This window comes from Pseudarcicella hirudinis (genome assembly GCF_900115665.1).
Lineage (GTDB): Bacteria > Bacteroidota > Bacteroidia > Cytophagales > Spirosomataceae > Pseudarcicella > Pseudarcicella hirudinis.
In genome coordinates, this window is sequence record NZ_FOXH01000007.1 from 125,869 (window position 1) to 149,417 (window position 23,549).

Annotated in this window: 22 protein-coding genes; 16 read left to right on the top strand and 6 right to left on the bottom strand. The window is 37.5% G+C overall.

Features of this window, described 5'->3' with window-relative positions:
• Window positions 1-109: 109 nt before the first annotated feature.
• Window positions 110-2,377, bottom strand: coding sequence for a RelA/SpoT family protein (locus BM179_RS13785; RefSeq protein WP_092017728.1), 2,268 nt, complete (start codon window positions 2,375-2,377; stop codon window positions 110-112).
• Between the two features lie 304 nt (window positions 2,378-2,681).
• On the opposite strand from BM179_RS13785, the gene BM179_RS13790 reads away from it, so the two are divergent.
• On the top strand, window positions 2,682-3,221 hold the full coding sequence (locus BM179_RS13790; RefSeq protein WP_092017729.1) for a GNAT family N-acetyltransferase: 540 nt from the start codon (window positions 2,682-2,684) through the stop codon (window positions 3,219-3,221).
• 121 nt (window positions 3,222-3,342) lie between these two features.
• Here the strand turns inward: BM179_RS13790 and ispF are convergent, their stop codons facing one another.
• Both ispF and BM179_RS13800 read right to left on the bottom strand, forming a co-directional pair.
• Window positions 3,343-3,825 carry a 2-C-methyl-D-erythritol 2,4-cyclodiphosphate synthase gene (gene ispF / locus BM179_RS13795; protein WP_092017730.1) on the bottom strand — a complete coding sequence of 161 codons (483 nt, stop codon included), beginning with the start codon at window positions 3,823-3,825 and terminating at the stop codon, window positions 3,343-3,345.
• A gap of 74 nt (window positions 3,826-3,899) precedes the next feature.
• Window positions 3,900-5,138 carry a M16 family metallopeptidase gene (locus BM179_RS13800; RefSeq protein ID WP_092017731.1) on the bottom strand — a complete coding sequence of 413 codons (1,239 nt, stop codon included), beginning with the start codon at window positions 5,136-5,138 and terminating at the stop codon, window positions 3,900-3,902.
• A gap of 261 nt (window positions 5,139-5,399) precedes the next feature.
• On the opposite strand from BM179_RS13800, the gene BM179_RS13805 reads away from it, so the two are divergent.
• The 5 genes from BM179_RS13805 (at window position 5,400) to pseG (ending at window position 10,629) form a co-directional block, all read left to right on the top strand.
• Window positions 5,400-6,515 (top strand): tetratricopeptide repeat protein, encoded by a 1,116-nt coding sequence (locus BM179_RS13805; RefSeq protein WP_092017732.1) that lies wholly within the window; start codon window positions 5,400-5,402, stop codon window positions 6,513-6,515.
• Between the two features lie 175 nt (window positions 6,516-6,690).
• Window positions 6,691-7,707, top strand: a complete 1,017-nt coding sequence (gene pseB / locus BM179_RS13810; RefSeq protein WP_092017733.1) for a UDP-N-acetylglucosamine 4,6-dehydratase (inverting) — start codon at window positions 6,691-6,693, stop codon at window positions 7,705-7,707.
• A 49-nt stretch (window positions 7,708-7,756) separates the two neighbouring features.
• Window positions 7,757-8,911: a UDP-4-amino-4,6-dideoxy-N-acetyl-beta-L-altrosamine transaminase gene (pseC, locus tag BM179_RS13815; RefSeq protein ID WP_092017734.1), complete on the top strand. Its 1,155-nt coding sequence runs from the start codon at window positions 7,757-7,759 to the stop codon at window positions 8,909-8,911.
• A gap of 30 nt (window positions 8,912-8,941) precedes the next feature.
• Window positions 8,942-9,628, top strand: a complete 687-nt coding sequence (gene pseF, locus BM179_RS13820) for a pseudaminic acid cytidylyltransferase (protein ID WP_092017735.1) — start codon at window positions 8,942-8,944, stop codon at window positions 9,626-9,628.
• The gene (gene pseG, locus BM179_RS13825; protein WP_092017736.1) at window positions 9,625-10,629 is read left to right on the top strand and encodes a UDP-2,4-diacetamido-2,4,6-trideoxy-beta-L-altropyranose hydrolase; all 1,005 of its coding nucleotides are present in this window, start codon (window positions 9,625-9,627) and stop codon (window positions 10,627-10,629) included. The genes pseF and pseG overlap by 4 nt, the downstream gene beginning before the upstream one ends.
• A 43-nt stretch (window positions 10,630-10,672) precedes the next feature.
• On the opposite strand, the gene BM179_RS13830 is transcribed toward pseG, so the two are convergent.
• Window positions 10,673-12,397, bottom strand: a complete 1,725-nt coding sequence (locus tag BM179_RS13830) for a zinc-dependent metalloprotease (protein WP_092017737.1) — start codon at window positions 12,395-12,397, stop codon at window positions 10,673-10,675.
• Window positions 12,398-12,513: 116 nt separating this feature from the next.
• A complete protein-coding gene (locus tag BM179_RS13835) occupies window positions 12,514-13,236 on the bottom strand; it encodes a hypothetical protein (RefSeq protein ID WP_092017738.1) in 723 nt (240 codons plus the stop codon).
• A 78-nt stretch (window positions 13,237-13,314) separates the two neighbouring features.
• Here BM179_RS13835 and BM179_RS13840 point away from each other — a divergent pair, with 78 nt between their 5' ends.
• The 9 genes from BM179_RS13840 (at window position 13,315) to BM179_RS13880 (ending at window position 22,066) form a co-directional block, all read left to right on the top strand.
• The gene (locus tag BM179_RS13840; protein WP_092017739.1) at window positions 13,315-13,866 is read left to right on the top strand and encodes a GNAT family N-acetyltransferase; all 552 of its coding nucleotides are present in this window, start codon (window positions 13,315-13,317) and stop codon (window positions 13,864-13,866) included.
• Complete coding sequence (locus BM179_RS13845) at window positions 13,853-14,614, top strand: WbqC family protein (protein ID WP_092017740.1); 762 nt, start codon at window positions 13,853-13,855, stop codon at window positions 14,612-14,614. The genes BM179_RS13840 and BM179_RS13845 overlap by 14 nt, the downstream gene beginning before the upstream one ends.
• Window positions 14,615-14,692: 78 nt before the next feature.
• Complete coding sequence (locus BM179_RS13850; RefSeq protein WP_092017741.1) at window positions 14,693-15,436, top strand: LamG domain-containing protein; 744 nt, start codon at window positions 14,693-14,695, stop codon at window positions 15,434-15,436.
• Window positions 15,437-15,521: 85 nt separating this feature from the next.
• Window positions 15,522-16,571 carry a pseudaminic acid synthase gene (pseI, locus tag BM179_RS13855; protein WP_092017742.1) on the top strand — a complete coding sequence of 350 codons (1,050 nt, stop codon included), beginning with the start codon at window positions 15,522-15,524 and terminating at the stop codon, window positions 16,569-16,571.
• A gap of 93 nt (window positions 16,572-16,664) precedes the next feature.
• Window positions 16,665-18,176, top strand: coding sequence for a lipopolysaccharide biosynthesis protein (locus BM179_RS13860; protein ID WP_092017743.1), 1,512 nt, complete (start codon window positions 16,665-16,667; stop codon window positions 18,174-18,176).
• A gap of 48 nt (window positions 18,177-18,224) precedes the next feature.
• Window positions 18,225-19,115: a motility associated factor glycosyltransferase family protein gene (locus BM179_RS13865; RefSeq protein WP_092017744.1), complete on the top strand. Its 891-nt coding sequence runs from the start codon at window positions 18,225-18,227 to the stop codon at window positions 19,113-19,115.
• 67 nt (window positions 19,116-19,182) lie between these two features.
• Window positions 19,183-19,986, top strand: a complete 804-nt coding sequence (locus BM179_RS13870) for an FkbM family methyltransferase (protein WP_092017745.1) — start codon at window positions 19,183-19,185, stop codon at window positions 19,984-19,986.
• A gap of 32 nt (window positions 19,987-20,018) precedes the next feature.
• Complete coding sequence (locus BM179_RS13875) at window positions 20,019-21,278, top strand: glycosyltransferase family 4 protein (RefSeq protein ID WP_092017746.1); 1,260 nt, start codon at window positions 20,019-20,021, stop codon at window positions 21,276-21,278.
• Between the two features lie 29 nt (window positions 21,279-21,307).
• Window positions 21,308-22,066, top strand: a complete 759-nt coding sequence (locus BM179_RS13880) for a glycosyltransferase family 2 protein (protein WP_092017747.1) — start codon at window positions 21,308-21,310, stop codon at window positions 22,064-22,066.
• A gap of 1 nt (window position 22,067) precedes the next feature.
• Here BM179_RS13880 and BM179_RS13885 read toward each other — a convergent pair whose 3' ends face one another.
• Window positions 22,068-22,475, bottom strand: coding sequence for a hypothetical protein (locus BM179_RS13885; RefSeq protein ID WP_092017748.1), 408 nt, complete (start codon window positions 22,473-22,475; stop codon window positions 22,068-22,070).
• Window positions 22,476-22,706: 231 nt separating this feature from the next.
• On the opposite strand from BM179_RS13885, the gene BM179_RS13890 reads away from it, so the two are divergent.
• Window positions 22,707-23,507 carry a hypothetical protein gene (locus tag BM179_RS13890; RefSeq protein ID WP_092017749.1) on the top strand — a complete coding sequence of 267 codons (801 nt, stop codon included), beginning with the start codon at window positions 22,707-22,709 and terminating at the stop codon, window positions 23,505-23,507.
• The last annotated feature ends 42 nt before the right edge of the window (window positions 23,508-23,549 follow it).

Sequence of the window (23,549 nt, forward strand, 5' to 3'; positions counted from 1 at the left end):
TTCAACGTCAGCCCATTCATGTATTTTACGCCTTTTTTGGTCTTTATTATTTAGACTAAACTCAGATTTGTTTGCAAAATAACTGATTTTCTTCGAGAAAAATTCAATTTTATTCACCTCTTGATACTTCGACTACTCCGCTGACCTGTTCGAGCTGTTGTACCAACAGATCCAAATGGTCGGTATCATGTACCATTAACGTAATTTTTCCCTCAAAAAGTCCGTCATTCACACCGATATTCAGCCCCATGATATTAACTTTTAATTCACTGGATATCACACGGGTTACATCATGAACCAGACCAGCCCTGTCAATTCCGCTGATCAGCAGATTCACGGTAAATGACATTTGTATCTGACTGGCCCACTGGGCTTTTATGACTCTGTCGCCATGTCTTGACATCAATTCTGTGGCATTCGGGCATTTTGTCCGGTGAATCTTAATTCCCTCATTAATTGTAACAAAACCGAAAACATCATCTCCTGAAATCGGGTTGCAGCATTTAGCAAGGGTATAATCCACCTTATCCATGTCTTCCCCGATAAGCAGTGCATCTGCATCCTTTCTTTCACCATGCAATTTTTTAATCTCTTTGGTGAAAGTTTTTCCGTCAGTAATTGGTAACTGAATTACTTTCTCAGCCTGCTTCCGCTCATGCATCTCCCTGTCAGCCTTCCAGTGTTTGAGCTGATCAACCTGAATATAACCTTTGCCAAAACGATAAAATAAATCATTGGCATCTTTGGCATTGTAATAAGCCCTTAACTGATTGGTTATTTCGAGAGTAAGATGGGGAATCCCCATTATCTTGAGACGGTGCTCAATAAGGTCTCTTCCGTGAACTACGTGAGACTTATTTTCTTCTTTAATAAAATCTTTGATACGGGTCTTCGCCTTGGTCGTCACAACCAGGCGGAGCCAGTCTTCAGAAGGTTTTTGTTTGGCCGAAGTCAGAATTTCAATCTGGTCACCATTTTGCAATTTATGACTCAATGGTACCAATTTCCCGCCGACCTTCGCTCCGATACACCTTGCTCCTACCTCAGAGTGAATATCAAATGCAAAATCCAAAGCTGTTGCTCCGGCCTGCAAAACGATTAGTTTACCTTTCGGGGTAAAGACAAAAACCTCTTCATTGTAAAGGCTGTTTTTGATCTCATCCACTAATTCAACGGCCGATTTACCTTTATCGGTATTTTCGAGTGCCTCTCTCACCTGGCTTAACCATGATTCAAAAGTATCATTTGTCCGGGTATCATTGCCTTTGTATTTCCAGTGAGCTGCCACTCCTTTCTCTGCTATCTCATCCATTCTGTGAGAACGGATCTGTACTTCTACCCAACGCCCTGTTTTTTCTGAAGCATAAGGTTTACTCATTACGGTCGTATGCAGTGATTCATAACCGTTTGATTTCGGCGTTGAAACCCAGTCTTTCAGCCTGTCAGGATTAGGTTTATAATGATCTGTAACAATACTGTAAACCTCCCAGCATTCTGCTTTTTCTCTTTCACGGGGGGCATTCAGGACAATTCTTACCGCAAAAAGATCAAATATATTCTCAAAAGAAGTATTTGACGACTTGATCTTGTTGTAAATCGAATAAATTGATTTCGGGCGGCCTTTTATTGAATATTTATATTTTTTTTCATCAAGGTCTTTTTTTATGGGTTTGATGAAATGTTCTACAAAACTCTCACGGCTCCTTTTGTTATCGCTCAGTTTCCGGGCAATTTCCTTATAAACCTCCGGCTCGGTATATTTCAAACCCAGGTCTTCCAATTCTGTTTTGATAGCATGCAATCCTAATCGATGCGCCAGCGGTGCATAAAGGTACAGGGTTTCGGATGCGATCTTCAATTGTTTGTCTTTGGCCATGCTTGAAAGCGTCCGCATATTATGAAGACGATCTGCCAGCTTAATCAAAATTACCCGGATATCTTCAGAAAGCGTCAATAGCATTTTACGGAAATTCTCAGCCTGCTGCGAAGTTCCATATTCAAAAGTTCCCGAAATTTTAGTTAAACCGTCAATGATCTGTGCTACTTTCTTGCCGAATACCTTCTCAATATCAGAGAGTTCTATTTCTGTATCCTCGACAACATCGTGCAAAAGAGCTGCTACAATAGCAGTTGGTCCGAGTCCAATTTCATCCACACAAATCTGAGCGACGGCAATAGGGTGATAAATATAAGGTTCCCCTGATTTCCGCCGCATTTCCTTATGTGCTTCTGCCGACATCATGAATGCTCTCTTGATGTTCTTGGCATCATCATTCTGCAAGAACGGCTTGGCTGACCTGAGTAATTTCCGGTATCGTTTCAGAATTTCCGCACGTTCCTTTTCTAAGTCTATCGCTACTACTGCTTCTACGGGCATATGCTATAATTAGTGATTTGATTGCCTTTAAATCTTGTCAGGAAGAAACAAGTTTTACGGGCAAAAAACTATAAATAATCCAAGTTTATACGCTAAGTTCACCAAAATTCGTCCTCTTTAAATCCAATCTTTAAACATTTCTGAAACTGTTCCATTCCTGTTAAAAAACCCATTTGAAGAAATTGGTGATAATTCTAAGTTAATAAATTTTGAGCGAATAGCAAGTTTTTTTCTACATTTGAGCAGGTTTATTTAAAGGTTTTTATCTTTATCATCTGCGTAAAACTCCCTAAAAAGGTTATTTATGAATAACTTATCTCTTTCGGATTCATCCGGAAAATATCAATACTTTTTACGGCCTTTCAGGAATGGCGATGAAGAGAGCCTGAGGTTTAATGCCAATAATCAGAATGTTTCCCGAAACCTAAAAGACACCTTTCCTTTTCCTTATACGCCGGAAGATGCTGAATGGTGGGTAAAAAATGTAAACGGCCTGCATGGAAATCTTGTTTTTGCCATAGACATAAACGGAGAAGTTGCCGGAGGTATCGGGGTGATCTTAGGGAATGACGTCCACAGGGTCAGTGCTGAAATCGGCTATTGGCTTGGTGAAAAATACTGGGGGCATGGTATTATGTCAAGTGCTTTAAAAGAAATGACTGTACATACTTTTGAGAAATTCCAGGTAATAAATAGAATCTGGGCAGGAGTTTTCGGATACAATAAGGCTTCTATGAGGGTACTGGAAAAGGCAGGCTATACACTTGAAGCGATTCATAAACAATCGATCATCAAAAACGGCCGGATTGAAGATGAATATATCTGGACAAAACACCGTAGTTAGTTGTCTTGTAATGATAACCAATTACGACGAGGTTTTCATTTGCTCTTTCCTTAAAATCAAATAAATACAATACAAATGTAAAACAATGCCGACTGCCGATAGCTGACAGCCGATGTCGATTTTATATAGATTTCGTAATTAACGCCACACACTGTGCTGCAACGCCTTCACCTCTTCCTACGAATCCGATATGCTCAGAAGTAGTTGCTTTAATGGAAATATCCTCCTCCGGTATATTCATTACTCCGGCCAGACAGGTTTTCATTTCAGGAATATGAGGATTTAATTTAGGCAACTGTAAAATCACCGTTACATCAAGGTTATTGACTTCCCATCCGGCTTCACGAATCATTACCAGTACTTTTTTCAACAGAATTTTGGAATCAATTCCTTTAAACTGAGGATCTTTATCCGAAAAATGGTACCCGATATTTCGCATATTTGCTGCACCAAGCAAGGCATCACATATTACATGGCAAATTATATCTGCATCCGAATGCCCCACTGCGCCATGTGTATGAGGTACTAAAATCCCTCCTAACCAAAAATCCCTCCCCTCTTCCAGACGATGAACGTCATATCCTTGTCCAACTCTTATTTTCATTGTTATGATTATGTTTCTAATGTTTTTATGTATCGGCAAAAGGTATTCATTCTATGCAATAAACACCTTGAAAATTAATTTACAGCCTGATAATACAAGGTTGAACAATTATCCTTCCTCAATACATTTTTAGCTACCTCAGCCACTTCTTCAACAGTAACAGCCTGTATTTTAGCCGATTCCTGATTAACCAGATCAATATTACCGGAGTTTGCAGCAAAAGCCATGTTCATTGCTCTGTTCAATAACTCTACCTCAGAAAACACCAGAGTTGACTCAGCCTGGTTTTTCACTTTTAACAATTCTTCTTCCTGTACGGGATTCAACAGGATTTCGTCCAACACATCCTGAACAGCCGCATCTCCTTCTGCAATACTTACCCCCTGATTTAAATTCCCCTGAATAATTAATAGTCCCGGGTCTAAGGAAGAGGTAACATAAGCATTAACTGAGTTGAAAAGATGTTGTTCTTTAATCAGTTTATTATAAAATCTTGAAGATTTACTTCTTCCTAAAATATCGCTCAAAAAATCATGTGCATGGAAATGTTCCTCATGACGACCAGGCATGTGATACGCTTTATAAAGTGCATTCAATGGAACCTTTGCTTCAGTTTCCAGGAATCTGGCTTCTGTCTGAACAGGTTCCTTCGGCAAATTCCGGGCTTTGGTTTTTCCGGCCGGAATCGGCTCAAACCATTTTTTCGACAATTGTTTCACCTGTTCAAGTGTCACGTTTCCGGCTACAACCATGATGGCGTTATTCGGAAGATAATGTGTATAGAAGAAATTTCTGACATCATCAAGTGTAGCATTTTCAATATGTGAAATTTCTTTCCCGATAGTAGCCCATTTATAAGGGTGATTTTTATAAGCCAAAGGACGAAGTTTCAGCCATACATCTCCATAAGGCTGATTGAGATAACGCTGTTTGAACTCTTCGATCACTACTTTTTGTTGTACCTCCAGAACCCTGGGATCAAAAGAGAGAGACATCATTCTGTCAGACTCTAGCCAGAAGGCTGTTTCCAGGTTTACCGCAGGCAAGGTGATGTAATAGTTAGTAATGTCCGGAGAAGTAAAAGCATTATTCTCACCACCAACTTTTTGTAAAGGGGTATCGTAAGAAGGAATATTTTTAGATCCGCCAAACATCAAATGTTCAAAAAGGTGTGCAAAACCTGTTTTTTGCTCATCCTCATCACGGGAGCCAACATTATAAATTATATTTACCGCAGCAAATGGCGTTGAATGATCCTGATGTACGTAAACTTTCAGGCCATTATTTAAGACAAAATGTTCGTAGGAAATCATACTATTGAAACAAGCGAGCGCTTATTTTGCTTTATTGATTTATTATTTTTCAAAGAAAATCTGATTCCTTTATCTGAAGTAAATCATTATATTTCAAATTCAGGTGACAAAACTTTAATATAAAGGTCGATTTACAGACCGATCAGATCGTAACAAGCTCTGTTTTAACAAAAGTATAGAATTACCCAATAAGTTCAATAAATCCTCCTCTAATGTTTCACGAAGCTGAAGATTGGATTAAAAGCTTTGATTAAGTCCAATATGAAAAAAATCTTCAAAATCTCTTTACTGCTTTTCATTTTCTCAAATTTTGAAACACGCGCTCAAATTTTAAGTGATTCAGGCACAAGACAACTCATTTCCAATGGGTTAGAAAAAATGTATTCTTATGATTTCAAGGAGTCCACAGAAATTTTCAACAAAGTAAAAACCCGTTATCCGCAGCATCCGGTTGGCTATTTACTCTTTGCCATTCAGACAGAACTTCAATATTTTCCGCTGAAGGATTATCCGGCAGCGAATAAACAATATATGAGTTTACTTAATCAAAGCCGGAATCTGGCGGAAGGGATGCTTGACAAAGATGATGAAGACATCGAAGCAAACTTTTTCGAGCTTGCTACCTTAGGATACCTTGCTGCCTATGATGCCGATAATCAGGAATTTATGAAGGCGGTTGGCATTGCCAAAAAAGCTTATGGCCACCTCAAAAAAGGACTAAAATGGACTGAAAGGCAACCCGAGTTTCTATATTCCTCAGGTATTTACAATTATTACCGCATAGAGTATCCCGAAACTCATTCTATCATTAAACCTTTTATGTTCTTTTTTGTAAACGGTGACAAGAAGCTGGGGTTACAGCAACTGGATCTGGCTGCTAAGAAAACTATTTTTGTAAAAAATGAGGCTACTTTTTATGCAGGTTATGTGTATATGAAGTACGAATCCAATCCGGCTAAAGCGCTGTATTATAACAACCTGCTCATAGAAAAATTCCCCGAGAATCTGCTTTATCAAATGCAAAGAATCGATTTTCTGGTTGCTTTAGGAAAATATGACGAAGCGAATGATTACATTGAAAAATTACAGAAGCAAAAAGGAATTATCTACCAGTGTGCTTCGACGGTTTTCAAGGGGCTTATTGCAGAAAAGGCACAGAAAGACGATAGAACCGCAGAAGCGCTTCTTTTAAAAGGTGTAAAAATGCCATATGACGAGCGCTTTACAAAAGATTACCAGGCAATGGCTTATGTAGGTCTGGCAAGAATAGCAAAAAGAGCCGGAGAACCTGCCAAAGTGAAACAATATGCTAAAAAAGCTATTGATATGGCAGAATATAAGTCAACCATAGCTGAAGCTAAAGCAATTTTGAAATAAGCCGCAATGAAGAATATTGCATAGAGTGTTTGATATAAACTTTCTTTATCTTTCGCTAATCGTCAAAATAGCATTAATTTTACAAATCTTTCCAATCCGTTTCAGGGTTGAATACTTAGAATATATCTGTTGTCTTAAGAAGCTTGAATAGGCAAAAGCAATTTAATACTGAATAATGCTTGATTTAAATCATAAATCCATTCTCATTACAGGCGGCACAGGGTCGTTTGGGAAAAAATTTGTAGAAACGGTTTTTCAGCGTTTCCCGGAGGTTAAAAGAGTCGTCATTTATTCCCGGGATGAACTGAAACAGTTTGAAATGTCTCAGCTTTATCCTCACAGCAAATATAAAGCTATCCGGTTTTTTATTGGAGATGTCAGAGATGCTGACCGGCTGCAAAGAGCCTGTGAAGGAATTGATGTGATTGTTCATGCTGCTGCTCTGAAGCAGGTTCCTGCGGCAGAATACAATCCGATGGAGTGTATCAAAACCAATGTTTTCGGAGCGGAAAATGTAATTAACGCTGCGCTTGACAATGGTGTAAAAAAGGTGGTGGCGCTTTCTACTGACAAAGCTGCTGCTCCGATTAATCTTTACGGAGCTACTAAACTTTGTTCCGACAAGTTGTTTGTAGCTGCCAATAACATGAAAGGGGCCAGAGATATACAATTCTCTGTTGTCCGTTACGGGAATGTAATTGGTTCACGCGGGTCGGTAGTTCCTTTCTTTTTAGACAAGAAGAAAACCGGTGTTTTACCAATTACCCATGAAGAAATGACCCGTTTCAATATTTCTCTGGAAGAAGGAGTTGAAATGGTAATGTATGCATTAGAACATGCCTGGGGCGGAGAATTGTTCGTACCGAAGATTCCCTCATACAACATTATGGAACTTGCCAAAGCAATAGCACCTGAGGCGAGATATGAAGTTGTAGGAATCCGCCCGGGAGAAAAATTGCATGAAGAAATGATCACAGAAACGGATTCATTAAGTACTGTGGAATGCGAAAAATATTATGTGATTTTACCGGCAACCCCTACCTGGGACTTTGATGAATTCAAAAAGTATTTCAATGCAAAAACAGTTGAGATGGGCTTTAAATACAATTCAGGAACCAACGATGAATGGCTTTCTGCGGAGCAATTGAGAGACCAGATTAAATTGCATGTAGATGCTTCATTCAGCGTTTAGAGCAGACTGAAGCCTTCCCTGTTCCTTCATTGAATAATTAAGATCTGAAATGAATCCCATTCCATACGGTACCCAGCATATCACAGAAGAAGATGTTGCTGCGGTAGTTGAGGTATTACAATCGAAATTTCTGACACAAGGTCCTAAAGTCAGGGAATTTGAAGATAAATTTGCCGCATATATCGGCGCAAAATATGCCGTTGCAGTGACTAACGGAACCGCAGCCCTGCATCTTAGCGCAATGGCTTTGGGTGTCAGTGCCGATTCAAAAGTTATCACCACACCGATTACCTTCTCTGCCTCAGCCAATTGTATCAGATATTGCGGTGGAGAAGTTCATTTCGCCGATATTGATCCGGAAACAGGGCTTTTGGACATTCAAAAAGTAAAAAAATTACTTGAAAAACATCCCAAAGGCACTTTCTCAGGAATCGTTCCGGTAGATTTTGGCGGATATCCTGTTGACCTGAAAGCTTTCCGTGAATTGGCTGATGAATATGGATTATGGATCCTTGAAGATGCCTGCCATGCCCCCGGAGGTTTTTTTACTGATACGACAGGACAAAAACACTATTGCGGAGATGGCTCTCTGGCTGAACTTGCTATTTTCAGTTTTCATCCGGTAAAGCACATTGCCACCGGAGAAGGCGGTATGATTACTACCAATTCTGAAGAACTCTATAAAAAACTACTGAAGTACCGTTCTCATGGAATGGTTTATCAGGGAAGTCCTGATCTGATTGAAAATCATGGGGGCTGGTATATGGAAATGCAGGAACTGGGATACAATTACCGGATTTCGGACCTTAATGCAGCACTCGGCGTAAGCCAGCTGGAACGGGCAGCAACAGGATTAAATAGAAGACAAGCTATTGCGAAGCGCTATGATGAAGCTTTTCATGGGACTAAAGTCAATACGTTCCATATAAAATCTGGGGTTTCCCATGCTTTTCATTTGTATGTAATTCAGGTTGAGAAACGGAAAGAGCTGTATGACTATTTAAGAACCAGAAATATTTTCACCCAGGTTCACTATATTCCGGTTCATCTTATGCCTTATTATCAGAATTTTGGTTGGAAAAAGGGTGATTTCCCTCATGCAGAAGCATATTATAACAGATGTCTGAGTCTTCCGATGTTTCCTACCCTTACTGATTCTGAACAGGAATACGTGATTTCAGAAATACTTGGGTTTGTTAGTTAATTTTAAGCAATATTCAGAAAATCAGGCCTTATGAACATTGCCATTATCACTGCCAGAGGCGGAAGTAAACGTATTCCCCGCAAAAACATTAAAAATTTCCTGGGAAAGCCGATCATTGCCTACTCCATTGAAGCAGCGCTCAAAAGTGATCTTTTTGATGAAGTAATGGTTTCTACTGATGATGTTGAAATAGCTGAGATTGCTCAGAAATTTGGAGCAATAGTCCCATTTTTCAGGAGCAGTGAAAATGCGGATGATTTTTCGACTACGGCAGATGTATTGATTGAGGTTTTATCCAGATACCAACAGGAAGGAAAAGTATTCGAGTTTGCCTGCTGCATGTATCCGACTGCTCCCTTTATTTCAGACAGTATTCTTAAAAAAGCCCATAATTTACTGGTTGACAAAAACTTAGATAGTATTTTCCCTGTCCAGAAATTCGGTTTTCCGGTTCAAAGAGCATTAACATTGAAAAACGAAAAGCTGGCCTGGCTGCATCCTGAAAACGCTGCCGTACGCTCACAGGACCTTGAGCCGACTTTTCACGATACAGGTCAGTTTTATTTCTTCCGGACTGCCTCCTTTCTTAAAACAAAAACACTTTTGGGACCAAACACCTCCGGAATAGAAGTTTCAGAAATGGATGCCCATGATATCGATAACGAAGAAGACTGGAAAGTTGCGGAATTTAAATACAGAATAAAACATAATTTATGAAAACTGTCATTTTCAGAGCGGATGGCAACTCCCAAATCGGCCTGGGTCATGTTATGCGCTGTCTGGCAATGGCTGAGATGATTATTGACAATTTTACGATAAAATTTGCCATTCAGAATCCTTCAGAGAATGTCATAAAACTCCTTTCCGTAAACAGGATCTCAATCATTCCCTTACCAGAAACAATTGACTATCAGATAGATTTAGTCAATTTTCTGACTGTCGTTTCAAAAGACGATATCGTAGTTCTTGACGGGTATCATTTTACAGAAAATTATCAGAAAATATTAAAAAACTATTGTAAAAGCCTGGTTTATATCGATGATCTCCATGCCTGGCATCAATATGCAGATATAATTATTAACCATTCCGGCTCTGCCAGAAAATCAGATTATTCTTCTGAACCTTATACCGAATTTTTACTGGGGACACAATATGCTCTGTTGCGGAAGGAGTTTTTTCAGACTCAGCTGCCAGACAGCATTCCAGATAAACTGACAAACATTCTGATTAACCTGGGAGGAGCCGATCCTGAGAATTTATCTCATAGAATTGTGGAGATTCTCCTGAAATCCAAACCAGCCTTAAAACTCGTTTTAATTTTGGGCGGGGCCAACAAACATGTGGCAACTTTTAGTCATTTTCAAACAGAAAATCTGCAAATCAAACAGAATTTATCAGCAGATGAAATGATAGCAGAGATTTTGGCATGTGATTTGGCTATCGTATCTTGCAGTACCGTTTCATATGAGGTGGCAACCTTGCATAAGCCGTTTATAGGAATTCTAACAATGGACAATCAGAATCCTCACAAAGATTTCTTTACGGATTATATAGCCTTACATGTTTTGGAGAAAGAATTTTCTCAAACAGAACTCCTTCTCCTTCTTAATCCTTCCCCTGAAAAAGTCTATGACAGATTTAAAAATCAACAAAAGTTCTTTGATGGCAAAACAACCGAAAGGATAAATACCAGGTTGTTAAACCTTCTCCAAAAGTAGTCTCTCTTTAATATCACCGGAATAGTTAGTTAAGAAACAGGCTTTAATCAATAATAATTCTTTTAATTTTTGTTTCCTTACTTGATTTCAGTACGCAAATGTAATTACCTGCATCAAGATTCTTTGCCTCCACAAAGACATGATGAATTCCATTACCTTCAAATTGATTATCAACAATAGTTTTCATTTGCTGCCCCATAAAATTTATCAGAGATAAACTAATAAAACTTGGTTCTGCAAGTTCGTATTCAATAATAAACTCCTTATTTCTACTTGGATTTGGATAAGCATATATGTTACCTGATGATTCTTCCATTTTCACCATTATAGGTTCAGCAGATTCCCTTAAATTGCTACTGCTGCAAGGCTGTACGAATGACTCAAATAAAGATCCAGCTTCTACACCAAAACCTACATTTAATTCTATAGACGAAGCCTTATAAGTAACATTTGTTCCAACTCCTGAAATGCTGCTTGTTGAATTAATAGCTGATGATGCAGAAAATAGTAAAGTGCTGCCTCCAGTAACTTCCATAGATAAATTTTGATTGATCGGACAATTACTAGCAGCTAAAATTGCTATACTGGAATAATTATTTGTAGTGTTTGAAGCTTTAAGTCGATAGTAATAGGTATTTCCGGAAATAGCCGTTGTGTCTGAATAAGATGTAACATTGGGAGCAACACCGGCAATCGCTTTAAAATCTGATGTTTGAGAAAGAGATCTTTCAATAATAAAGCCTAACTCGTTTACAGAATTATCAACCCAGGTTAAATTAATCCTCTGACTAGTTTTGGATACCAATAAATTATTTGGAGCTGTTAATGTAGTAGATGGACAACTAAAATCGTAAGAATTTAAACCCAGATCTGCCGGACAAACAGCATTCTGTCTGATCTGAAGCCCTCCGACAATTCTGTCATATTGTCCCATTGTCAAGTTCGTTAAACAATCTGGATAATAATAGGACATAATATTATCTGTGGGAGGATGATACAAATCACCGTTTGCATCACGAAGTGTACCTGAATAACTACAATCAACACCAAATGCAGCAGGAGTTCCTGGTAAACCGAACGGATCAGCAGGAGTATCACAAAGCAGATCCCCTGTAGTGCTACAATTTGCTCCTCCCAATCTTGTTACTAGTTCTTGACCGAAATCTCTATCATGAGTATGATACAAGTTAAAATAATGACCAAACTCATGAACCATTATATATGTAAAATTTTTCAATGAACCCGACGGAACATAAACCACATTACTAGGATTACAATTAGACTGGGATGATGGTAATGCCCCTTGTGCAGGTCCATTTATGGGACTAAGAAGATTAATGGCATTCTTATCATTAAAATATGTGTCTTGAAAGCCAGCAGAATTAATATTAGTTTCATTTATAGTTGCATAAGTATCATTATTTATGTAGTCAACAGACGTTCCGCAAAAGTAAAATTGAATCCTGGAATTAATAAAATATGCATTCAAGGCAGCAAGGTTTCTGTTTAAAGCCTCCAAAGTTGTACCACCTGTCCCATTTGAATATTGATAGATATGAGGTTTAATAGGAATGTAAGTAATAACACTTCCTTCTCCTGATAATCTCGATTTATTATTTAATGATTTAATAAATTCCTCATTGGCTTGCATTTGACCTACAGAAATAGAAGAAACATTACATGTTTGAGGCGGGTTTGTTTGAGAAAAAATTAAAAGTGGTTCTAGTAAAAAACTCTGTAATAAGATTATGAAGATATATTTTTTCATGACTTCAAAAGGCGGAAATTTATTTTTAATAAAACTAAATTCTGTCTGACATTATAATTATAAACATCAATTGTTAGGTTTATAAAAGACATTATTACTTGAAAAATGTATAATGTTTATTTCTCCGAAAGTTTGCCCTCTAACACGCAAATCCTTTTTTCTTGTTCGATTAGGTAAAGGGTCAATTCTTCTATTTTTTGTAATAGTTTTACTTGATTTTGTACCAGATCTATTCCATTTTTCTTAACTTCATTTTCAGATGGTACGTCAGGAAGATGTCTATTAATATTTATAAAATTTTCAACCTGAGTTAGTGAGGGCAAATGATAGTCTTTATTAAAAACATAATCAGCCCACCCCGAAACATCCAATACTTTTATTCTATTGCAGCCAATACTACCTTTAACGGCAAGCGTGTAACCTGAAGTAGTGTTAGTTGTGCCAATAGCGGCTAGTTTGGTTACAATCAACTCTCCTTTATTTGGATTAGCATTTATATATGCACCATCTGTAACCAAAATTCCTGTCGCTTTTAAACCAGCACCCCTTCTAACGACTGGGGAAACTAATAAACCCATATAGCGATTTGAATTATCATCAGTTTGCATAGAACTAACATTGATTATAGTTTGGTTTGATTGTTGTGTACCTGCCTGAGGGTTTTCCATCACAAGCTCTCCTTTTATGTGAAGGGTATTGCCGGGATAATTGTTTAATATACCTAAAGGTGTAGTTGTTCCAATACCTACATTTCCACTCGCAGGAAAAGTATTGGATTGTTGTGCAATAGCTGAAAATGATATAAAAAATGTGATAATAGCGATTAATTTTGTTCTCATGGTTGTCTAGATAGCCTATCTATACAGTTTATTACTTTAGTAAAATGCGAATAGACGACAAAATACTGAGTATCTTATATGTTTCAGCTCTTATTTTTTATTTTCTATCAAATGTCAATTCAACTAGTCACATTAAAAGAAACCTTTTTTAGTTCAATAGTTAAATGGAAGAAAGACGAAGAGCTTGCTGATTTAATTATGGCTAAAACTTCTGAAAACACTGAATCTGAAGTAGCAGAATGGGTAAACAATAATAATTCAGATCCTGACCAAAGAATCTGGGGAATCTATTCAAATGACCTCGATAAGCCAATAGGTATTGCCCGATTGATGTTTATCAATTGGGAGGCAGGTACAACCGAGTTAGGGCTGTACTTTGGAGAAGTTGACGCAAGAGGTAAAGGATATGGCAAAAAAGTAATAAATTTACTGCTTCAAAAAGCCTTTGATGAACTAAATCTTAAAAAGGTATTCTTAAAAGTATTATCAAGCAACATTCCTGCGATGAAGTTGTATGAGAAAATGGGTTTTGAAATAGAAGGAGTCTTAAAAAAACATCATTTTGTCAAGAACCAATTACATGATGTAATTTATATGTCATTTTTTAAAGAAAATTATGAATCAGAGTAAAATATGTGCAGTTATGCAACCAACCTATTTACCTTGGCTTGGTTATTTTGATATGATTGATAAAGTAGACGTGTTTGTTTTCCTTGATAATGTTCAATTAATGCAACGCAGCTGGCAAACCAGAAATAGAATTAAAAATATCAAAGGTGAAGAAATTATATTATCCATCCCCGTTAAAAAAACTGCTCGTTTTGATGAAATAACTATTTTAAATGCCGAACCTAATAATGAGTCAAAATGGAGTGTTGATCATCTTCGCAAAATTGAAGATGCATATCGGAAGTCTACTTATTTTAGTACTGTAAATCCATTAATTAAAGAGTTCTATAGCCAAACCTTCACCTCTCTTGCAGACTTCCATTGCAAATTCATTAGTCAAATCTGTAATTGGATCGGGATTGATACCCCACTTATCCGAGCCAGCGATTTAGGTTCTTTCCCTGAAATAAAAGATGTTAAAACCGTGAAAATTATCAGAGCGATCAACTGTAACAGCTATCTTTCGGCCAGAGGTTCAGCAGAATATATCGAAGCTAATACACCCGGAGGAGAGTTTACAAAACATAATATTCCACTTTATTATCACAACTACGAACACCCTCAATATCCTCAGATAAATGGTGCATTTCTACCATTTATGGGTATAATTGATTTACTCTATAATGTTGGATTTGAACAAAGCTTATCAATTATCAAGACTGGGCGCAGGAATGATATTTATTATTCAGAATTTTTGAGGCCTGTATAGGCAAAAAAACTAATTTTAGAAAAATTTAACCCATTTAATTTTATTACGAAACATCCATTAAATTTCAACTTATCCTTCATGAAGAAAATCTCCATTTTCACACTTATCACTTTAACCTATGCTTTTAATTCCTGTAAAAATGAGGCTATCGATCCTCTCCCTACTAAAGGTCTTATTGGTTATTACAATTTAAATGGTAATGGAAGGGATGTCAATAAACCCTCTAATGATGGTATATTAAAAAATGTTCAGGCCACCACAGACCGATTTGGCAGAGAAGCTTCAGCTTTTCAATTCAATGGCTATTCCTCATTTATTGAACTACCTGAAGATACTTTTGTTTTCAAAGAATTCACCTATTCTGCCTGGGTTAAATACGATGAAATTCCATTTAATCAATCTAGAACCCAAGGAGTTTTCGTAATAATAAATGTAGGAAATACCTATGGGAATGGAGACCATGCACTATGCCTGGCAAATACAGTAAATTTAGGCTGGGGAATGTGGACTTATGCAAATCCAAGTGGTAATGGTAATTCCATAGCTGAAGGCAAACTTCCAAATGACACTTCAACCTGGTATCATGTAGTTGCTACCAGAAGCAAAAATGAATTAAAAATTTATGTAAATTCAAAATTGGTCGCGAGTCAATTGCATTTAACAGGAGAACCTGCATATAATTTAAGTAATGTTCAAGCCAGAATTGGAAGCAGAGTAGATGGCAGTCTAACCTTTAAAGGTAAAATTGACGATGTAAGGATTTATAATCGTGTTTTGGATGCAACTGAAATTGGTCAGCTATATATCGAAACTCCTAAATAAAATACAATAATTTTACAGGTAATTCCGCAAGAAGATTTATCGGGAAGGCTAAAAAGCCTTCTTTTTATTTTTGTAACTTTGCATTATGTTCAAAATCGCAGATACTCTTATAAGTCCTGACCATAAGCCTTTCGTCATTGCTGAAATGTCTGGCAATCATAATCAATCTCTTGAGCGGGCCTTTGCCATTGTTGACGCAGCGGCAGAAGCTGGTGCTCATGCGCTGAAACTACAGACTTATACCGCTGATACCATTACTTTTGATGGAGCAAGCGATGAGTTTAAAATTAAGGACCCTGATAATCTTTGGAAAGAACAGCAAAGTCTCCATAAACTTTATCAATTGGCTTATACCCCATGGGAATGGCATAAACCAATTTTTGACCGTGCCAAAGCACATGGCATGCTGGCATTCAGCAGCCCTTTTGATACTACCGCTGTTGACTTCCTGGAATCGCTTGATGTTCCCTGCTATAAAATTGCTTCCTTCGAAAATACGGATCACATTTTACTGAAAAAAGTTGCAAAAACCGGAAAACCTGTCATCATGAGCACAGGTGTGGCCTCTATTGCAGATTTACAGGAATCTGTGAAAGTTCTTCGTAAAAATGGCTGCAAAGACCTGGTTCTACTTAAATGTACCAGTACTTATCCGGCCACACCGGAGAGTACAAATCTGCTGACGATCCCACACATGAAAGACCTCTTTGATGTGCAGATAGGGTTGTCGGACCATACGATGGGTATCGGAGCTGCCATAGCGGCAGTTGCGCTTGGTGCCAGAGTTATTGAAAAACATTTTACCCTTTCACGGGCTGACGGAGGAGTTGATTCAACTTTCTCACTGGAACCTGCTGAATTGAACAGCCTTGTCATCGAGTCTGAAAGAGCATTTTTAGCCTTAGGTAAAGTAAACTATGAACTCAGTCCTAAAGAGCAAAAAAGCCTGCAATATAAACGTTCTTTATATGTGGTAAAAGACATTAAAGCAGGGGAAGCATTCACTGCTGAAAATGTACGTTCTATCCGTCCGGCAAGCGGATTACATACCAGATATTATGAGGAAATTCTTTCAAAAACTGCTAAAACAGACATCAAAGCCGGAACAGCCCTGAGTTCTGATGATCTGAAATAACCGAAAACCTGAAATAAAAGAATAAAGACATAAGACTCTGTCCTTCATTTTAGTTTTCGTCTTTTGTCTGAAATATAAAACACTTACAACAAATTGGGAATCATTGTAAAGCAAACCATAAAAAGTTCAATATATGCCTATCTGGGCGTCGCTCTGGGCTTTTTTACCACTTCCTGGTTAATGCCTCACAGCATGACCACCGAGGAAAACGGGCTGGTTCGCTTATTGTGGAGTATAACGGTATTGCTGGTTCAATTTTCTAATCTTGGTTTTAATACCGCCGGAATACGATATTTTCCGCATTTCAGGGATGAAAAGAATAGTAACAATGGCTTTCTCTTCCTTTCCTGTATGATCTCTCTGATTGGATTTGTCATTTGTATGGGTTTATTCAGTATTTATAAGCCTTTTATCTACAAATTATTAAACGCTGAGCCTTCGGGAATTTTAGAAGAAAATCTCTATTCCATCATTCCGCTTACCTTGTTTACCCTATATTTTAACGTTTTTGATAATTATGCCAAATCCTTGTATAATGCTACTACCGGGACATTCTGGAAAGAATTCGGACAAAGGATCTTCATTGCCATTTCCATCATTATATTTTTGCTGAAACTTGTCAATTTTCAGGTATTCATTATTCTATGGCAAATTGCAATCTGTCTTCCTACACTGGTAATGATCGGGAAAGTCTGGTATGACGGCAACCTGAATCTCAAACCTCAGCTTAACTTTCTTACCCCTCAGTTAATCAGAGGAATTGCCAGTCTGAGTGCCCTAACCTTTCTTTCAGGTTTTACCACGCAGATCGTAAAATACATCGACCAGATTCAGATTACAGCTCACAAAGGGCTTTCTGAAAATGGGATTTATGCTACGGTAATGATGTTTGGAAGCGTTATTTCAATGCCTTCACAGCAATTAGCCAGAATTTCCGGAACCGTTATCGCTGATGCCTGGCGCAACAATGACCTTGATAATATTTTGAAGGTTTATCAGAAAAGCTGCATCAATCAGTTGCTGATCGGAGGGTTGGTTTTCATCGGCATTATTGCCAATCTGCACAATGTTTTTGCCATTTTACCTCCTGAATACGCAACAGGGAAATGGGTTATCATCATCATTGGTATCGGGCAGATTTTTGACATGTTTACCGGAGTGAATGGTATCATTCTTTCGACCTCAAAGTATTACTATTTCGACAGTATTTTCATGATTTTACTCATATTCGGAACATGGCAGCTCAACGAGGCTTTAATTCCGGAATATGGCATCACCGGAAGTGCTATTGCTACAGCTTTATCAATTCTGGCATTTAACAGTTTTCGTACATTTTTTGTCTGGTACAAGTTTGGCATGCAGCCTTTTTCTTTACACAATCTGTACATTCTGATTATCATGGCAGCGGTCTATTTTCTATCAATGCTATTACCTGTTGTTCCTGGTTTTGCAGGGATTCCCGGCTTTCTGATTGATACACCAATTCGTTCCGCGTTAATTACCGGTGTTTTTATTTTCACTGTTTATACCCTGAAAATCTCCCCGGAAATCAATACCTTACTTGACAGTTCAATCAAAAAGATACTTCAATTATTAAAGAGATAACTAACCTGAAGCTTAGTCGTTTACCATAAACTAAGCTATTTTATATTTATGAATCCGATGATAGAAATAGTTTTGAAATTGCAGGAATTTGCTACAAAAATGGTTCAGACCTGTGTCTCATTACTGAAAGTACTTGTAATGTTTCAGAGACCCTCTGCTCTTCCCTCTAAAAAAACGAAATATTGTTCGGTTTTAGGAAACGGTCCTTCTCTGAAAGTGACACTTGAAGAAGATTTGGAATTTCTGAAGACTACCGAACTGTTTTGTGTCAATAATTTCGCCAGCTCAGATTATTATCCAATCCTTAAACCTCAAAACTATGTTTTGATTGATCCCGCATTTTTTATTTATGACGGAGTTACTTTCGACAGGGAGGATATCCGGAAAACGTTCAAAGCTATTACTGAATTAACTGCCTGGGAAATAAACCTCTACGTTCCTCAAAAAGCTAAGAAATCGACCTTTTTCAAGGAAATCAGCAAGAAGAATCCGAATATTAAAATAGTCTATTTCAACTACATCATTTTCAAGGGATTTCAAACTTTGTCACATTGGTTTTACAAAACCGGAATTGCTTCTATCCAATCACAGACTGTTTTGATTGCCGCAATCTTTTTAGCGGTCAATCGTAAGTTTGAAGAGATTTTTCTGTTCGGGGCAGATACTTCCTGGCATGAACAATTCAAAGTAAACAATGATAATATCCTTACTTTCAGAGATGTACATTTTTACAATACAGACGCCTCCAAAGAAAAAGATATTCCGATCTATGATGTAATCAAAAAGCAAAATATGACAATGTCGGTGGAATTTACTTATCTGGCCAGAACTTTCAGAGGTTATGAATTGCTGGGCGATTACGCAAAATATCAGAAAGTAAAAATTTACAATGCCAGTGCAAAAAGCTATATTGATGCTTTTGAAAGAATCAAAGTCTAATTCCGGTTAAAAGCCAGGATCGAAACATTAGTTTTTGTCGTTTGCAAAACCATTATTCAAATCTGCCGTGTTTGCTATCAGATACCTTTTAAAAGACATTTACCGTTCTCTTCGTACGGCCAACGGACGAAGATTAATCTGGCTTTTTGCCAAATATGGTGATGTGCCAAGATATACTCCAAAAACAATCAGCTTTCTGAATTTCACCTTTTTGGTTCCTGATTGCATGTCTTTTACATTCCAGTTTAAGGAAATATTTGTGGATGAATTTTATCAGTTTAAAGCTGCTTCTTCTACGCCTTTGATTTACGATTGCGGTGCAAATATCGGGACATCATGCGCTTATTTTAAGAACATTTATCCACAGTCAAAAATTAAAGCATTTGAAGCAGATAATAAAATAGCGCAGATTCTGGAACAAAACCTCAAAATTAATCATCTTAAGGATGTGGAGGTAATCAATAAAGCTGTCTGGACAAATGATGAAGGAATATACTTCGCCAGCGAGGGTTCAGATGCGGCTTCGATCTATGGTGAGGGAGAAAAGATCAAAGTTGAAAGCGTAAGATTAAAAAATCTGCTGGATAAAGAGAGCCATATTGATATGCTCAAAATGGACATTGAAGGAGCTGAAACGGAAGTAATAAGAGATTGCAAAGATTCTCTGGCTCATATTCAGAATATCTTCATTGAATACCATTCTTTTCCGGACCAGGCTCAGCATCTCGGGGAAATTCTTGATATTTTAACCCGGAGCGGATTCAGGTATTTTGTCGATTCACCTCAAACTACACATACCCCATTAACCAACAGAAAACTATACAACGGAGGAATGGATTTGCAACTTAATATTTTCGGTTACCGTTCTTAAAAAAGCCTGAAATCCACCATTTTTTTGTCAAAATGAAGATTGTCCATCTTAGTACCTGGGATACTAACGGAGGAGCTGCCATTGCTGCCTTCAGAACACATAAGGCCATGTTAAACAATGGGCTGGATTCAACTTTTCTGGTACAAACCAAAACAGGAACGGATTCGGATGTGGTATCTTACACAGAAGGCTTTCTGAGTAAAAAACTGGCTTTTGGCAGATTTGTCTGGGAAAGACTCACTTTTCTCCCGCATGAAGTTTCAAAAAATATCAGATTTGCTTTTTCTACAGCCAATACAGGCATAGATATAACCAGCCATCCTTTATTCAAACAGGCTGATGTAATCAATCTTCACTGGACTAATTTTGGATTTCTTTCACTCAGCTCTCTCAGGAAAGTCTTTGAAAGTGGAAAACCTGTCATCTGGACGCTCTATGATATGTGGGCTTTTACAGGAGGGTGTCATTATTCTGAGGGTTGTATGAATTTTCAAAGTCATTGCGGGAATTGTCATTTTCTGAGAAACCCTTCTCCAAAGGATCTTTCTTTTTCCGTTTTTGAGCAAAAAATCAAAGCATTTCAATCAAACAAATTTACTGTTGTTGGCTGTAGCAACTGGCTTACAGAAACAGCTCAATCAGGTGCTTTGTTCTGCAATATTCAAACGAAGCAGATTTTCACCCCAATTGATTCTTCGCTTTTCAAAGCCAAAGATAAAGCCAAAGCCAGAACAGAATTAGGGCTTTCTACTTCAAAAAAGCTGGTTCTCTTCGGTGCGATGAACACCCAGGATAAAAGAAAAGGCTTTCAATATCTTGTTGAATCCCTGGATTTTTTGAAAAAATGGGAAGAAAATGACGAAATTGAACTCGTTGTTTTTGGAAAAGCCAATGAAGAAGTGCTGAATGCGCTTCCTTTCAAAGTGAATAATTTAGGGACGATTAATTCTACTGAAAAACTTATCAATATTTACTCAGCAGCTAACGTACTGGTTGTCCCCTCTCTCGAAGATAATCTGCCGAATACAATCACTGAAGCTCTTTCCTGCAGCACGCCTGTTGTTGCATTTGATGCGGGCGGCATGCCGGAAATGATCGATCATCTTCAAAATGGTTTTATTGCAAAATTCAAATCTTCAGAAGATCTGGCAAAAGGTATTTTAACTATTCTAGAATCCGACAATTACCAGGCTCTTTGCACCAATGCCAGGTTAAAAATTGAAGATAATTTCTCTGAAAAAATCATAGCCCAGAAATACAGGCAGCTTTATAATTCCGTGCTGAATAATTAATCCTTCGGGAACTGACAAAGAAAAATAAGATGAAACTCAGCATTATCACCATTACTTATAACGCAGAAAAGTTCCTCGAAAGAACCATTGAAAGTGTCATCAATCAGACTGAAAGAGATTTCGAATACCTGATTATCGATGGTGGTTCAAAAGACGGAACGCTAGATATCATCCGTCGTTATGGCAATGAGATTACAAATTATGTCTCAGAAAAAGATAAGGGGATTTATGATGCCATGAATAAAGGACTGAGACTTGCTAAGGGGGATTATATCTGGTTTATGAATGCCGGGGATCAGATTAATGATATTGAAGTTGTCAGAAATTTATATAACAGACTGCCTGAAAACGGAGATGTTTACTATGGCGATACGCTTTTAGTAGATAATGAAGGCAATGCACAAGGATTAAGAAGTGTCATTACTCCTCATAAATTACCCAAAATTCTTACCTGGAAAAGCTTTCGCTATGGAATGGTAGTTTGTCATCAGTCATTTATTGCCCGTAAGTCCATTGCGCCTGAGTACATTCCGGATCATTTTTATAGTGCCGATGTAGATTGGGAGATTCAATGCCTGAAAAATTCAAAGAAAATTATCAACCTTGAAATCATTGTTTCCAGATACCTTACCGGAGGTTTTTCCATCAAAAATCTTAAGAAGTCTCTTTTAGACCGTTATTCCATTTTGAAAAAACATTTTGGCTTTTTCAACACAGTTCTGGCTCATATACTTATTCTTTTCCGCGGATTAACCTTTGTGTTAAAGAAAAAAGGCAAATACTGGTAGGTTATTCAATAATTCTTGCCCGTGCTTCTACGGAAAAAAGCTTTTCCCGTTCATAAAACTGAAGGGCACGATTTCTGTCTGACCATTTGCTGGAAAACAAAGCATTACAGGTATCCGTCAGAGATTGTTCTCTGCCAAAATCCTCCAAAAATTCATGAAGCGTTTTTATCCAGAACCAGGTAAGGGTTTCATGATACCCTCTTTCAAAATTATTTGGTGTATTTACGGATTGATTATAACTGATGATGTTTACTCTCATCAGTAACAATGTTTCAATCGGCGTATATCTTAATAAATGCCAGATACCAACAGTCAGATGCGCTTCATGCGTCCATGCTTCAACCGGGAGCTGGCATGTCAGAAAACTCCTTACAAGGCTTTCTACTTCCTCATTGCTTCTATATACCATTTTGCAAAAGTTAAATATTTTTTCAGAAAATTATAGAAATATATCAATAATAGTTCATTTTTATTATCAATAATACATCAATATAAATATATTATTATGAATTTCCTAAAAAGTTAAAATATGTAAAAAAATACTAAAACAGCTTTCAAACAGAATTAAAATCAAGCAAAAAGCAATAAATTTGTGTTAAAATTGTTATACCATTACACGTCTTTCCTTTTGCGCCAAATCATGAAGAGAAATATACTTTTGTGCATTGTATTTTCAAGTATTGCAATCAGCTCATTTGCGCAATCGAATGAACCTCATAAACTTAGTATTACTCCTTATCTGGGTCTCAGAAGTGTCGACTGGAAAGAACAGAATGTAGTTGGAAATGCAGGATTTGAGCTTAATTTTAAGCCCGTCAATAACAAATTTAATGTCAGACTTGAGCTCAGTGCATTCGGGAGCATGCTAAATTCCCAGACTAAATCTGCTGAAACTTCTTATTCTCTTACTTCTGATTTTGTAAACAGTATCAACACTACCAATGCCCCGCTCAACAGTACATACCGTGGCGGTGTAGCACAAATTGATGTGAGTGTTCCTTTCAGACTGAAAGACAGTACTATGACATTTGAACCATTTGTAGGTTTGGAAAGTAAAACCTGGGCAAGAGGCGTTTCTATAGGCGATGGTAAAGAAATCCAGGAAGAACGATATAAATTCCTTTCACCGACACTTGGAGCCAAACTCAGCTATGGTCATAATAAATCAAAGGTAAAACTGACTGTCAGAGTTGCTGTAAGTTATCCTGCTACTTCAAATCTTCAGATCTATGGCCGGAATCTCGGTGCACCTTATGATACCGATACTGACCTGACCAAGAGAATCTCTCCTTCTTTCGAAATTGGCGGAAAAGTTAAAAAAATCAGCGTAAAACTCCGTTATGAATTGATAAACCTGGGAAACTCGGATACCTTGAAAGGCATTTCAGTACCTGATTCAAAGGCTACCATTACCGGAATTACAGTTGGTTATGATTTCTGATTTTCTGTCCTGTGAATCATAGATTTTCTGCTAAATTTAACC

Bases quoted from the DNA above. Each gene is read 5' to 3' on its own strand.
- BM179_RS13785 (WP_092017728.1), bottom strand. From the start codon at position 2,377: ATGCCCGTAGAAGCAGTAGTAGCGATAGACTTAGAAAAGGAACGTGCG.
- BM179_RS13790 (WP_092017729.1), top strand. From the start codon at position 2,682: ATGAATAACTTATCTCTTTCGGATTCATCCGGAAAATATCAATACTTT.
- ispF (WP_092017730.1), bottom strand. From the start codon at position 3,825: ATGAAAATAAGAGTTGGACAAGGATATGACGTTCATCGTCTGGAAGAG.
- BM179_RS13800 (WP_092017731.1), bottom strand. From the start codon at position 5,138: ATGATTTCCTACGAACATTTTGTCTTAAATAATGGCCTGAAAGTTTAC.
- BM179_RS13805 (WP_092017732.1), top strand. From the start codon at position 5,400: ATGAAAAAAATCTTCAAAATCTCTTTACTGCTTTTCATTTTCTCAAAT.
- pseB (WP_092017733.1), top strand. From the start codon at position 6,691: ATGCTTGATTTAAATCATAAATCCATTCTCATTACAGGCGGCACAGGG.
- pseC (WP_092017734.1), top strand. From the start codon at position 7,757: ATGAATCCCATTCCATACGGTACCCAGCATATCACAGAAGAAGATGTT.
- pseF (WP_092017735.1), top strand. From the start codon at position 8,942: ATGAACATTGCCATTATCACTGCCAGAGGCGGAAGTAAACGTATTCCC.
- pseG (WP_092017736.1), top strand. From the start codon at position 9,625: ATGAAAACTGTCATTTTCAGAGCGGATGGCAACTCCCAAATCGGCCTG.
- BM179_RS13830 (WP_092017737.1), bottom strand. From the start codon at position 12,397: ATGAAAAAATATATCTTCATAATCTTATTACAGAGTTTTTTACTAGAA.
- BM179_RS13835 (WP_092017738.1), bottom strand. From the start codon at position 13,236: ATGAGAACAAAATTAATCGCTATTATCACATTTTTTATATCATTTTCA.
- BM179_RS13840 (WP_092017739.1), top strand. From the start codon at position 13,315: ATGTTTCAGCTCTTATTTTTTATTTTCTATCAAATGTCAATTCAACTA.
- BM179_RS13845 (WP_092017740.1), top strand. From the start codon at position 13,853: ATGAATCAGAGTAAAATATGTGCAGTTATGCAACCAACCTATTTACCT.
- BM179_RS13850 (WP_092017741.1), top strand. From the start codon at position 14,693: ATGAAGAAAATCTCCATTTTCACACTTATCACTTTAACCTATGCTTTT.
- pseI (WP_092017742.1), top strand. From the start codon at position 15,522: ATGTTCAAAATCGCAGATACTCTTATAAGTCCTGACCATAAGCCTTTC.
- BM179_RS13865 (WP_092017744.1), top strand. From the start codon at position 18,225: ATGAATCCGATGATAGAAATAGTTTTGAAATTGCAGGAATTTGCTACA.
- BM179_RS13875 (WP_092017746.1), top strand. From the start codon at position 20,019: ATGAAGATTGTCCATCTTAGTACCTGGGATACTAACGGAGGAGCTGCC.
- BM179_RS13880 (WP_092017747.1), top strand. From the start codon at position 21,308: ATGAAACTCAGCATTATCACCATTACTTATAACGCAGAAAAGTTCCTC.
- BM179_RS13885 (WP_092017748.1), bottom strand. From the start codon at position 22,475: ATGGTATATAGAAGCAATGAGGAAGTAGAAAGCCTTGTAAGGAGTTTT.
- BM179_RS13890 (WP_092017749.1), top strand. From the start codon at position 22,707: ATGAAGAGAAATATACTTTTGTGCATTGTATTTTCAAGTATTGCAATC.